9 protein-coding genes are annotated in these 12827 nt (G+C 72.3%); 2 read left to right on the top strand and 7 right to left on the bottom strand.

What is annotated here, in order from left to right; translation table 11 throughout:
• Positions 1-137: 137 nt before the first annotated feature.
• The 5 genes from IEY99_RS02970 to deoC form a co-directional block, all read right to left on the bottom strand.
• A complete protein-coding gene (locus IEY99_RS02970) occupies positions 138-2306 on the bottom strand; it encodes a transposase (RefSeq protein ID WP_229798048.1) in 2169 nt (722 codons plus the stop codon).
• An 86-nt stretch (positions 2307-2392) separates the two neighbouring features.
• Positions 2393-3298 carry a SatS C-terminal domain-containing protein gene (locus IEY99_RS02965; protein ID WP_189199101.1) on the bottom strand — a complete coding sequence of 302 codons (906 nt, stop codon included), beginning with the start codon at positions 3296-3298 and terminating at the stop codon, positions 2393-2395.
• A gap of 113 nt (positions 3299-3411) precedes the next feature.
• Positions 3412-4239 carry an aldehyde dehydrogenase family protein gene (locus IEY99_RS02960; protein WP_189200556.1) on the bottom strand — a complete coding sequence of 276 codons (828 nt, stop codon included), beginning with the start codon at positions 4237-4239 and terminating at the stop codon, positions 3412-3414.
• Between the two features lie 121 nt (positions 4240-4360).
• Complete coding sequence (locus tag IEY99_RS02955; RefSeq protein WP_189199100.1) at positions 4361-5788, bottom strand: aldehyde dehydrogenase family protein; 1428 nt, start codon at positions 5786-5788, stop codon at positions 4361-4363.
• 98 nt (positions 5789-5886) lie between these two features.
• Complete coding sequence (gene deoC, locus IEY99_RS02950; protein WP_189199099.1) at positions 5887-6837, bottom strand: deoxyribose-phosphate aldolase; 951 nt, start codon at positions 6835-6837, stop codon at positions 5887-5889.
• Between the two features lie 62 nt (positions 6838-6899).
• Between deoC and upp the strand changes: the two genes are divergently transcribed.
• Positions 6900-7532 carry a uracil phosphoribosyltransferase gene (gene upp / locus IEY99_RS02945; protein ID WP_189199098.1) on the top strand — a complete coding sequence of 211 codons (633 nt, stop codon included), beginning with the start codon at positions 6900-6902 and terminating at the stop codon, positions 7530-7532.
• Between the two features lie 151 nt (positions 7533-7683).
• Here the strand turns inward: upp and IEY99_RS02940 are convergent, their stop codons facing one another.
• Together IEY99_RS02940 and IEY99_RS02935 are read right to left on the bottom strand one after the other, a co-directional pair.
• On the bottom strand, positions 7684-8832 hold the full coding sequence (locus IEY99_RS02940; protein ID WP_189199097.1) for a glycosyltransferase: 1149 nt from the start codon (positions 8830-8832) through the stop codon (positions 7684-7686).
• The gene (locus IEY99_RS02935; RefSeq protein WP_189199096.1) at positions 8825-11683 is read right to left on the bottom strand and encodes a bifunctional glycosyltransferase/CDP-glycerol:glycerophosphate glycerophosphotransferase; all 2859 of its coding nucleotides are present in this window, start codon (positions 11681-11683) and stop codon (positions 8825-8827) included. The genes IEY99_RS02940 and IEY99_RS02935 overlap by 8 nt, the downstream gene beginning before the upstream one ends.
• 357 nt (positions 11684-12040) lie before the next feature.
• Between IEY99_RS02935 and IEY99_RS02930 the strand changes: the two genes are divergently transcribed.
• Entirely contained in the window at positions 12041-12724 is a 684-nt protein-coding gene (locus IEY99_RS02930; RefSeq protein ID WP_189199095.1) for a GOLPH3/VPS74 family protein, read from the top strand.
• Positions 12725-12827 lie beyond the last annotated feature (103 nt).

Genomic DNA, 12827 nt, shown 5'->3' with positions numbered 1-12827 from the left:
GGTGCGGCAACCGCCTGGGGTGTGGCACCGCTTGGTGTGCAGCGACCGCCCGGCGTGCGGGACCGCCCGCCTGGGTGCGGCAACCGCTTGGCGTGCGGCAACCGCATGAGGTGCGGCACCGCCGCCGCGGGGCGGGGTCAGCGGCTGGGGTAGCCCGCGTTGCGGTAGTCCTCGACCTCCTGGCCGTCGCGGCTGAAGTCCCAGCCGCCCGCGGACTCGCGTCCCGGGCGTCCGCCGATCGCGTAGCCGCCGATCTCCTGGCCGCGGCGCCAGCCGCGGAAGTAGCCGGTGGTGTGTGCCGCGATGCTGGCGGCGTCGCGGACGATGCGCAGCGGCCGCTCCTCGCGCAGCGGCGAGCCCGGCACCAGGTTGGCCTGCGGGACCCGCTTGGGCAGGCCCGCCTTGGTCTCCGCGGCCACCTCCGGCGCCGCGGCCTTCTCCGCCGCGCGCCAGCCGGTGTCCATCGGGCTGGTCCAGTCCAGGTCGGCCGCCGAGGTCGTCGAGGACTCGTCGTGACCGGTGAACCAGGCCGAGCGGGCCGCCGCGAAGATCAGCAGGTCGCCGTCGCCCTCGTCGGGGACGGGCGGGGTGGTGCTGCGGTCGAGGGCGGTCAGCGTGGGGGCGCGGCGGGCCGCGGCGCGGCCGTTGCGGCCGGCGCGGTCGTCGACCAGGCGCAGGGACGGCGGCTCGGTGATCGCCGTGACGTCCGCCGAGGTGCTCGCCAGGCCGGAGTCGACCAGGCGCAGGGACGGCGGCTCCTTCGGCATGTCCTGCCACGGCGGCTTGACGCGGCCGTCGGCGGGCGGGCTGCTCACCGAGGCGGCCGGCGGGGTGGCCGGCGCGGCCGAGTCGGCCGGCTCGTCGCCGTTGAGCAGCGGCCAGTTGGCGCGGGAGCCGGGCTCGGGCGTCTCCGAGGCCGATCGCTGCACCGGCATGGGCAGCGAGAAGTCGGTCGCGCTGCTGCGGGTGCTCGGCGGGATGACCGTGCGCTGGCGTTCGGCGCGGGCGCTGCTCATCGCGGCGTTGGTCAGCGTCGGGCGGAACGGCTGCCCGGCGTCGGCGGGAGGCACCGAGGAGGGGCGCGTGCCCGGCGTGATCGGCGTCATTCCCGGCGGGGGAGGCGGCACGGAGACCGGGCGGCTGGCCGGCGCGGGGTTCGGCGTGCGGCTCGGCAGGCCGGCGGCCGGGGCCACCGGCGGCGGCGTGACCGGGCGCGGCGCCAGCGGGGGCGGCGTGACCGGCTCGGGCGCGACCGGCGGGGAGGTCATCGGGCGGGGAGTCACCGGGCCGTTGCCGGAAGCGGCGGGCTCCGGGCGGCTGCGGCGTCCGACGCGCGCGGCGCCGGAGGTGCGGGTGGGCAGGCTGGCGGCGTCGGGCTCGGCGGCCCGGCGGGAGCCCGCCTGGCGGCGGCCCGCGGTGCCGGCCTGCTGGCCGGCGCGGGCGGCGAGCGTGCCGACCATGGCCTCGCAGGCCGAGTCGCACGAGCGGACCGCGGCGACCGCGTGCCGGACGGTGTCGGCGGCGGCCGGGGCCAGCGCCTTGTTGACGCCGCCGCGGCGGGGCGACTCGCTGATCGCCACGACCAGCGCGGTGACCGCCGAGACGACCTGGTCCTCGGTGCCGGCACCGGCCCGGGTCAGCTCGACCGCGACCTCCTCGGCGACCTGCTGGGCGTCCTTGCCGCGGCTGGTGAGGCGGCCCGGCTCGGGCAGCGCGTCCAGCACGGCCAGGGCCAGCGGGTGCGCGGGGTCCGGATACGCCCGCAGCGCCGCCGGATACAGCTCGCGCAGCACCTCGCGCAGGGCCATCGCGGCGGCGTGCCGGCCGTCGAGCATGGCGATGTGGGCGGCGAGCACCGGCTTGTAGCTGACCAGCTCGCGGGGGGCGGGGATGGTGACGGCCGCGATGGCGCCGGCCTGCAGCGCGCGGGCGAGGCCCACGGCGCGGCGGGCGGCGGTCGGCGCGGCGATCTCCTCCGGGGAGTCGTCGTCGGAGAAGCGCTCGGCGAAGTCGTCGGCGGAGTCGTCGTCGGCCACCACGAGGGGGCGCCCGGCGGCGGTCAGCAGGGAGGTGACGACGTGGTCGTCGCTGTCGGCGGCCACCGCGGCCTCGGCGAAGCCGCTCGTCCGCTCCACGAGCAGCGTGCCGAGCTGGGCGTACCCGGCCGGGTCGTCGCTGATCTCGTGGACGCCGAGCAGCCGGCCCGCGTCGTCCACCACGGCGACGGTCAGTGCCGATCCGGCCGAGGCCGTGCGCACCGACTCATCAGCCGACGCCAGACCGCAGTACACGCGCACGAGCGCCACGGCGTCGTCCTCCTCCCCAGGTGAGGGTTGTTCGCGACCAACCCCGAGTTGCACGGCCGGCCAGGACTGATGGTCCCTGGTGAGGGTCAGTCGCGCCAGTCCACAGCCGCAGAGATCTTGCCGATGACCGAGCGCCACCCCAGACTCGCCTGCTGCGCCCCGATTTTACGGAGCTTGCGGCGACCGAAGAAACCGCCCATTCCGCCACTTTCCGCGGACCGCAGGGACTCGTCCAGGTCGTCGAGTGGCGATCCCGGCGCCAGGGCCAGGATCACCGGCTTGAGCCGCAACGCGTGCCCCAGGTCGCGGGCCACCTCGCCCGCGGCGATGAGCAGTGGCAGGTCCCATGTGTCGTGACCGCCGCGCAGGTTCTCCACCACGAGGTCCAGCTCGTAACGGTCCTCCGGCAGCGGGTCGATGTCGGACGACTGTACCCGCTGGGCGAGCGTCTCCCAGGTGTCGAGTTGTGCGAGGTCGTGCGGAGCACCCGATTGAATGAAGGCGACCAGCGACTCGGCGGTCTTGAAGGCCAGCAGTTTGCCGCGGTGGCTCAGGAAGACGGGCACCTCCTCATCCCCCGCCTGGAGGTCGGCCTCCTCCGCGGCGTCGTCCTTGAAGTCCTCGGGGTCGGGCTCCTCGACGATCTCGCCGTCCTCGTTGCGCAGGACGTCGCCGGACTTGCGGTCCTTCGGATCGGCCTCCCCCTCGGCGACGAGCGCGGCGAACTCGTCGTCGACGATCACGCCTTCCTCCGCGGCGGCGCGCGCGGCGGCGGCGCGCTCGCGTGCCTCGAACGGGTCGTCCTCGTCGGTCTCGATCTCGGTGGGAGTGAGCTCCGAGGCCTTCCGGTGCGCCCGGAGCGTCAGCGCCACGCCGCCCGGCATGGCGATCTCGACCGGCGACACCCGGACCTCGTCCCAGAGTGCACGGCCTGAGAGGCCTCCCTTGACCGACGAGGTTTCTGCGGCCTCTTCGGGCGACTGGCTGGCCACACTGACCTCCGGGTTGGTTCTCGCGAGCTGTTCGGACGGGTGAGTCTGGGCACACACCTTAGTGGTCCAACCTGGAAGGAGCCCGACCGCGGTCGGAAACATCCTCCCGCGGGTCAGAAGCCCTTCGGGTGCCAGACGGTCTTGGTCTCCAGCAGTGCCGTCATCGCGCCCAGCCCCGGGTCCGCGGTGAAGTCCGCAGGCCCGGTGCCCGGACGGACGACCCGCTTGAGGCTGCCGGCGGCGGAGCGTTCCAGATCGGCGGCGAGCGCCGGGTCGGTGACCCCGGTCAGGTCCAGCGCGTTCACGTCGTCGTGGGAGGCCAGCCAGGGCGCGACCTCGGCGGCGTACCCGGTGAGGACGTTGACGACGCCGCCCGGCACGTCGGAGGTGGCCAGCACCTCGGCGAGGGTGATCGCGGCCTGCGGGGCGGCGGCGAGCACGACGACCGTGTTCCCGGTGACGATCGCCGGGGCGATCACGCTGACCAGGCCGAGGAAGGACGGCGGTGCCACCACCGCGACGACCCCGGTCGGCTCGGGAGCGGAGAGGTTGAAGAACGGTCCGGCGACCGGGTTGGCGCCGCCGTGCACCTGGGCGATCTTGTCGGCCCAGCCGGCGTACCAGACCCAGCGGTCGACGGCGGCGTCCACCTCGGCGGCCGGGACGCCGCGGGCGACGAACTCGGCATGACGGGCCTCGAGCATCTCCGCGACCCGGTAGAGCACCTGTCCCCGGTTGTAGGCGGTCGCGCCCGCCCACTTGGGCTGCGCCGCGCGGGCCGCGAGGACGGCGTCCCGCGCGTCCTTGCGGGAGGCGAGCGCGACGTTGTCGCCGTCCACGAGATAGGTCCGTCCTGATTCGCTGCGCGGGAAGGCCCCGCCGATGAAGAGCTTGTAGGTCTTGCGGACCGCCAGCCGTCCGGCGCCGCCGGGTCGGGGCACGGTCGCGACGGCGGCCGGGACGGCCTTCGTCGTTCCGGCCTTGACCGGGGACGACCTCCGGACCGCGACGGCCTTTCCGGCGGCCACGGTGCCGGGCTTGCGGGAACGGGACGAGGAAGACTCAGGCAAGGTACGCCTCCAGACCGTGCCGGCCGCCCTCACGGCCGTATCCGGACTCCTTGTATCCCCCGAAGGGGGAGGTCGGGTCGAACTTGTTGAACGTGTTGGCCCACACCACGCCCGCGCGCAGCTTGTCGGCGACGGCGAGGATCTGCGAGCCCTTCTCGGTCCAGATGCCGGCCGACAGCCCGTACGGCGTGTTGTTGGCCTTCTCGATCGCCTCGGCGGGCGTACGGAAGGTGAGCACCGACAGCACCGGGCCGAAGATCTCCTCCCGGGCGATCCGGTGCGCCTGGGTGACCCCGGTGAAGATGGTAGGCGCGAACCAGAAGCCCTGCGCCGGCAGCTCGCACGGCGGGGACCAGCGCTCCGCGCCTTCCTCGGCGCCGATGTCGGAGAGCGTACGGATGCGCTCCAGCTGCTCCGCCGAGTTGATCGCGCCGATGTCGGTGTTCTTGTCCAGCGGGTCGCCGACCCGCAGGGTGGCCATCCGGCGCTTGAGCGCCTCGATCACCTCGTCGTAGGCCGACTCCTGGATGAGCAGCCGGGACCCGGCGCAGCAGACGTGCCCCTGGTTGAAGAAGATGCCGTTGACGATGCCCTCGACCGCCTGGTCGATCGGCGCGTCGTCGAAGACGATGTTGGCCGCCTTGCCGCCGAGCTCCAGCGTGAGGCGCTTGCGGGTGCCCGCGACCGACCGGGCGATCTGGCGGCCGACCTCGGTGGATCCGGTGAACGCCACCTTGTCGACGCCGGGGTGCTCGACCAGGGTGCGGCCGGTCTCGCCGGCGCCGGTGACGATGTTGACCACGCCGGGCGGGAGGTCGGCCTGGCGGCAGACGTCGGCGAAGAACAGCGCCGACAGCGGCGTGGTCTCGGCCGGCTTGAGCACCACGGTGTTGCCGGTGGCCAGCGCCGGGGCGATCTTCCACGCAAGCATCAGCATCGGGAAGTTCCACGGGATGACCTGCGCGGCGACGCCGAGCGGACGGGGGTCGTCGCCGAAGCCCGCGTACTTCAGCTTGTCGGCCCAGCCGGCGTAGTAGAAGAAGTGTGCCGCGGCGAGCGGGAGGTCCACGTCGCGGGACTCCCGGATCGGCTTGCCGTTGTCGAGCGACTCGAGAACCGCCAGCTCGCGCGAGCGCTCCTGGAGGATGCGGGCGATGCGGAAGAGGTACTTGGCGCGCTCGGCGCCGGGCAGCGCGGACCATGGGCCGAATGCGCGCCGGGCCGCGGCCACGGCCCGGTCGACGTCCTCGGGACCGGCGGTGGAGACCTCGGCGAGGACCTCCTCGGTGGCGGGGTTGACGGTCTTGAACACCCCGCCGGAGGACGCCGGCGGCACGAACTCGCCGTCGATGAAGAGGCCGTACGAGGGTGCGATGTCGACGATCGAGCGGGACTCGGGCGCGGGAGCGTATTCGAACATCTCTTACCGGTTTCTCTGTGCAGTGCGGCGAAGCCGCTTCTCGGCCGGCTCAGTCGGGTCTTCTACTCACAGTGCGGCGAAACCGCTTCGCGGCCGGCTCAATCCAGGGTGAAGTAGTCGGGGCCGGAGTAGTGGCCGGTCGCGATCTTCGTGCGCTGCATCAGCAGGTCGTTGAGCAGCGAGGAGGCGCCGAAGCGGAACCAGTCCGGGTCGAGCCAGTCGTCGCCGACGGTCTCGTTGATCATCACCAGGTACTTGATGGCGTCCTTGGTGGTGCGGATGCCGCCGGCCGGCTTGACCCCGACCTGGCGGCCGGTGCGGGCCCGGTAGTCGCGGACCGCCTCGAGCATCACGAGCGTGACGGGCAGGGTCGCCGCCACCGGCACCTTGCCGGTGGAGGTCTTGATGAAGTCGGCGCCGGCCAGCATCGCCAGCCAGGAGGCGCGGCGGACGTTGTCGTACGTCCCCAGCTCGCCGGTCTCGAGGATCACCTTGAGGTGCGCGGAGCCGCACGCCTGCTTCACCGCGACGATCTCGTCGAACACGTGCTCGTAGCGCCCGGCGAGGAACGCGCCCCGGCTGATCACCATGTCGATCTCGTCGGCGCCGCCCGCGACGGCGTCCCGGGTGTCGGCGAGCTTGACGTCCAGCGGCGCCTGCCCGGACGGGAAGGCGGTGGCCACGCTCGCCAGGTGGACCCCGGTGCCGCGCAACACCTCGGCGGCGACCGGGACCATCGCGGGATAGACGCAGACCGCCGCGACCCGGGGGCAGCTCGGGTCCGCCGGATCCGGGCGCACCGCCTTGGCGGACAGGGCGCGCACCTTGCCGGGCGTGTCGGCGCCCTCGAGGGTGGTCAGGTCGACCATGCGGATCGCGAGGTCGATGGCGGCCGCCTTGGCGCTGGTCTTCACCGACCGGGTGCCGAGCGCCGCCGCCCGCGCCTCGACCCCTACCTTGTCGACCCCGGGCAGTCCGTGCAGGAAAGACCGGAGGTTGAAGGAAGAATCGGACAGGTCGGACAGCCTCGACGTCGTCGTCGCAGTCATGAGAGGGATTCTACGCAGCCCACCGACAGTTGATCTTGGATAACCCCGGTAGGTTGAGCGACGTGGACGTACTTGTCGTTGATCACCCGCTGGCCCAGACCCGACTCACCGTCATGCGCGACGCCAGGACGGACTCCGGCGTGTTCCGCGCCGCCCTGCACGAGCTCACCACCATGGTCGTCTACGAGGCCGCCCGCGCCTTCGCCGTCGAGCAGTTCCCGATCAGCACCCCGGTCGCGCCGACCCAGGGCACCCGGCTGGCCAACCCGCCGCTCATCGTGCCCGTGCTGCGCGCCGGGCTCGGCATGGCCGACTCCGCGCTGGCCCTGCTCCCCGAGTCGTCCATGGGCTTCGTCGGCCTGGCCCGCGACGAGGACACCTACGAGCCGCGCGCCTACATGGAGTCCCTGCCGGGCGACCTCAGCGGCCTGCCCGTGCTCGTCCTCGACCCGATGGTGGCCACCGGCGGCTCGCTCGTGCACTGCTGCCAGCTCCTGGTCGACCGCGGCTGCACGGACGTGACCATCTGCTGCGTGCTGGCCGCACCCGAGGGCATCCAGCGCTTGAAGGACTCCGGCCTCCCGCTGCGGCTGGTGACCGCCAGCATCGACGAGGGGCTGAACGACAAGATGTACATCGTTCCGGGACTCGGCGACGCCGGCGACCGCCAGTTCGGCGGGATGCCCCGCTTCTGATCCCGGCTCCGCCGGGATGGGGATTCGTGCCCCAAGAGGTCGGTGTCGAGGACACCGAAACAGACCACGGCAAAGAGCGCCTTGTCTGTTTCGGCGCCCTCGACACCGACGGGCGCAAATCCGACGTGGGTTGCGCTTACCCCTGTGGGGATCAGCGCTCCAGGAAGGCGAAGAGGGCTTCCCAGCGGTCGATGATGGAGTCGGGGGAGAAGCGGCGGACCGATTGCTGGCCGGCGGAGCCCAGGCGCTTGCGGAGGTCGGCGTCCTTGATGAGGCGTTCCAGGGCGGCGGCCATGCCGAGGACGTTGCCGGCCGTGACGACGATGCCGCCGCTGACCTCGTCGTCGATCAGTTCCCGGATGCCGGGGGCGCAGTCGAACGCGACCGTGGGCAGGCCGTACGCCATGGCCTCCATGACGGCGATCGGGAAGCCCTCCTCCCGGGACGGCAGGGCGTAGATCGACGCGGCGGAGAGCGCGGCGTCGATGTCGTTGGTCTTGCCCTGGAAGATCGGCGTGTCGTCGAGGCCCAGCTCGCGGGCCTGCGCCCGGAGCTGCGCCTCGTCGGGGCCGGCCCCGTAGATCTTCAGGTCCCAGTCCGGATGCTGCGGAGCCACGAGTGCCCACGCCTCCAGCAGCATGTCGATGCCCTTGTCGTGGGAGAGCCGGCGCAGCGTGACCACCGTCTTCTCGTCCAGCGTCGGCAGCGTCTTCGGCACGGTCATCAGCGGGTTCGGCATCGCGCCGACGTTGGTCATGCCGGCCCGGGCCCAGGCGTCCGCGTCGGCGTCGGTGAGCGCCAGGTGGATGTCGGCCCGGGTGTAGTACTGCAGGACGCGGGCGTACCGGCTGCTGTTGCGGGTCGCCTCGAAGGACTCGTGGGACATGCCGATCACCGTCATGCCGGTGGTGTCGGCGCGGACGACCCACTCCATCGCCCACACCTGGGCGGCGATCACCACGGCGCCGGGGCCGGCCTCCCGGAACAGTGCGGTCAGCTGCCGGGCGCCCTGCTCCTGGAGCGTCTCGCGCAGGCGGTTGCGCCGCCGGACGGCCGGCTTGAACCGGTCCAGGCCCACCGTCTTGCGGCGCCGGGGCAGGTGGCGGGCGTGCAGCGTGATCGTCGGGTACGGCAGGTCCGACCCGTAGTCACGCGCCTCGGTGGCGGGCTCGACTCCGATCAACCGGACCCGGTGGCCGCGCGCGGTGAAGAGCCGGGCGACGTCGTGTGCCCACTGGACCAGGCCGCCGAGCTCGTTGACGCTGTTGCAGACGATGAAGATGTCCCGGGTCTCAGCCACGGTGTCCCTCCGGACGGAAGAAACGGTCGACGACTGCCTTGGCGGCGTTCCCCGTGTCGTACTCGCCGAACTGCGAGACGAAGGACTTGCGTTGGTCGGCGTAGCGGCCGGCGAGCTGGTCCAGGTCGGCGATCGCCGCGAGGAGGTCGTCGGAGGTCCGGGTCAGCGGGCCCGGCGCGACGCTGGCCAGGTCGAAGTAGGAGCCGCGGCTGCTGCCGACGTAGTCCTCGTAGTCGGGCACGTGGAAGATCATCGGGCGATCCAGCAGGGCGTAGTCGAACATCAGCGACGAGTAGTCGGTGATGAGAGCGTCCGAGATTTCCAGCAGCGGCGTGACGTCATGGATGTGTGCCGCGTTACGTACGGTGTGACCGTATTTCGGGGGAAGGGCGAAGTGAGTCAGGTAGTGCGGCCGGACGAGCAGCACGGTGTCCTCGCCGAAACGCTCGACGAACTCGTCGAGGGAGAACGGCAACTGCAGGCCGGATGAGCCCCGCCCGAGCTCCTGCGGGCGGAACGTCGGGGCGTACAGCACCACCCGGCGGTCGTCGGTCAGGCCGAGCGTCCGGCGCAGCTCCGCCACCTCGGCGCCGTTCTCGTTGCGCACCAGTGCGTCGTTGCGCGGGTAGCCCACCCGCATCAGCTCCGCGCCGACCCGCAGACCCTTGGTCAAGGTGCGCACGTCGTGCTCGGTGCGCACCAGGAAGACGTCGAACCGGTCGATCGCGTTCTGCAGGCGCCGCTGCTTGGCCGCCGTCTGGCTCTTGATGGCCGCCTCGTCGAAGCCCATCCGCTTGAACGCGGACCCGTGCCAGGTCTGGATGTACGTGGTGCCCGGGCGCTTCTTGATGTCGAACGGGAAGCCCTGGTTGTCCACCCAGAACGCGGCACGGCCCAGTTCGCGCAGGTACGCCAGCGACTGCCGGCGTACGAGCTTGACGCCGGCGGGGAAGCCCGTCGGATGCTTGGCGGAGTACGACCAGACGGCACGGAAGTCGACGCCGGACCGCTTGAGCTCCTCGTAGATCGCCCGGGGACTGTCCGAGAACTGCTTGCCCATGTGGCTTTCGAAGACGACGGTCCGCTTGTCGATCGGCACCTTGGTGAACACGTTGTCGTACAGCGCCATCTTGGTGGTCCGGCGCTCCAGGAAGGAGAGCGTCTCCCGTTGCAGGCCGCGGACCGCGTTCCAGGTCAGCCCGCCCAGCTTGGTGGCGCGCACCCGGGAGATGGTGGAACCGCCGAGGACGGCCGCACGCCCGGACGCCGCCATCCGCAGCGCGACGGAGCGGGCATCCGTCGCGTATCCCTCCAGCACGTCGGCGGCGACCCGGGTCAGCCGTGGCCGTACCGGAAGGACGAGCTTCTCCAGCACGGACGGCTCGGCGAACAGATGCAGCTCCGTCGCGTCGTGCCCGGCGGTGAGGCGCAGGTGCATCGAGTAGATCGGGTCCACGAAGCCGATCGGGCGCAGGTCCTTGGCGGGCGTGAACCGGGCCGTCCACCGCACCCGGGTCTCGTCGACGTCGAGGCGCGCCGGCACGGTGAAGGTGCGGCGCGACCCGCGGCGGTCCTTGAGGACGAGCTTGGCGGTGGTCTTCTTGCCGGGGATGCGGCCCAGCGGGTTGACCAGGACGCCCTGGAGGGTCACCTCGTCGCCCGCGGTCTGGACGTCGACGATGTCGCTGCCCAGCCGCAGCTTCTCCAGCGGGAGATCCTGGAGGCCGAGCGAGGTGATGTCGAGGATCTCGCGGCCCAGCGGGTCGTCCAGGTGGCGGTCGCACCAGAACACCCGGCCGTCGTGGATGGTGAGGTCGGTCCGCAGGACCGCCCGCTGGCCCCGGGACACCATGTAGTCGTGGACCGCGGCGACGCCGGCGTGGTCGCCCACGCGCGTCAGGTACGCGGCGATCGCGGGCAGCGGCTTGGCCTGCCGGAAAGCCTCCGGATCGAGTGTCTCCACGTACGGCCGGGCGATGCCGACCATGGTGCGCTGGGTCTCTTCCGGCATCCCGCTCAGCCCCGCGAGGTGGGTCCGCAGGTCGTTCTCGATGAACCGGATGTCCTTCTGCAGCCGCAGCTCGGCGGTCCCGTACTCGGCGAGCAGCTTGTCGATCTCCTGCGCGACGGCGATGCGGTCGACCAGGTTGCGCTGGTCGCCGGCGCGGTTGGTGATGGACAGCGTGGCGGCCTTGCGCTCCACGTTCCACGTGTAGACGCGCTGGGGAATCACCGCGATCTTCTTCGCCGTCAGGTAGGCGTGCGCCGAGAACAGGTTGTCCTCGTAGAGCCGGCCCTCGGGGAAACGGAGGTTCTCCCGGACGAGGAAGTCGTGGCGGTAGAGCTTGTTCGTGGAGAGTACGTCGTACAGCAGGTCGGGCTGGTCGGACAGCGACTCGTGCACGACCTGGCGCTGGACGAGCCACGGCATCCAGGCCTGCTCGCTGCCGGTCAGCACGTCCCTGCGGACGCACCGGCCGACGACCATGTCCGCGCCGGAGCGCTCGGCCATGGCCAGCAGGTTGCGGCAGGCGTGCGGGTCGAGCGTGTCGTCGCTGTCCAGGAACATGACGTACCGCCCGGCGGCCTGCTCGATGCCGACGTTGCGGGGCCGGCCGGCGGCACCGGAGTTCTCCTCCAGCCGCAGCGAGCGGACCCGGTCGGGGTACTGCGCGACGAGCCGCGCCATCACGGCCGGGGTGCCGTCGGTGCTGTGGTCGTCGACGACGACGACCTCGTGGCTGCGTAGCGATTGGTCGAGAACCGAGCGGACCGCCGTCTCGACGCGGGCGGCGTCGTTGTAGGTGATCACGATGACCGTGACATCGGGCCGAGGAGTAGGCGAGGTCACGGGTACCTACCTTCCGGGTCGTCTGGGGGGGGCTCTCCAGTCGCCTCGGGCGATCGCCGCGGAGCGCGACGAGGGACTGGGCGGTCGCTTGCCGTCCGGCGCACCACCTCGAGGCGCCGGCGCGCTGAGTGCAGGATGTGAAGCAGGCTCGGCGTGCCAGCATCATAGACTACAGCCGGTGAGGTCCCGGGCGGCCCGCGAGACGGGTAAACGCCCGGTTTGCCAGGTCTGGACGCCTGTTCGCCGGGGCGCTGCCCGACCTCGCCGGGTGGGTGCCCCGGCCGGCCGGTCCGGGCGGGGAATCGCCGCTCGCGCCCGGAACGCGGGACTGTTGCCCGGCCACTATCCTCGTGAGCCATGACCTCCATCGCGCTCGCTGAGGAGCTCCTCCTCCTCGCGTACGACGACCAGACCGGCAAGGCGACCGGTTCCCGCATCGGACTGGATCTCGGCATGGCCGCGGCGGTGCTGGTCGATCTGGCGCTGGCCGGCAGGATCGCCTACGTCAACGGCAACCTCGTCGTCACGGACGCGACGCCGACCGGCGAGCCGATCGCCGACCTGGTGCTGGCCAAGGCGGCCGGGGACACCCCGCACACGCCGGCGCAGTGGGTCCAGCGGCTGCGCCACCGGCTGCGCGAGCGGGTCCTCGAGGACCTGGTGTCGCGGGGCGTGATCCGCGACGTCGACGAGACCCAGCTCGGGGCCATCCACGTGCACCGCTACCCGACCACCGACCCGGCGTGCGAGGCCGAGATCCGCAAGCGGCTCGCCGACGCGCTGATCACCGACGCGATGCCGGACGAGCGCACCGCCGCCCTGGCGACGCTGCTGGTGGCGACGCGGATGGAGCCCGCCCTGCGGCTCCCGCCCGAGGAACAGGCCCGCGCCCACGAGCGCCTGGAGGAGATCGCCAGCGGCGCCGGCTTCGCCGCCGGCACCAACATCGAGGACTCCATCGTGCGCCCCAGCGTCGCGCTCGTGGTGGCCACGCTGAGCCGCGCCATCACCGCCGCTCTGGGCGCCCCCAAGACGCCGTAGGCGGCGCCGCGCCCACCGCGGTGGGAGTCCCGCGCGGCGCCGGCCGCGAGAGATTGCGCGCGGCGCGGGCGCCCCGCGGCCGCTGCGACGACATCGCCGCCGC

This window comes from Couchioplanes azureus (genome assembly GCF_014648355.1).
GTDB classification, from domain to species: domain Bacteria; phylum Actinomycetota; class Actinomycetes; order Mycobacteriales; family Micromonosporaceae; genus Actinoplanes; species Actinoplanes azureus.
Note: the sequence above shows the minus strand (reverse complement) of the source record. Positions and strands in the feature narration are given on the sequence as shown.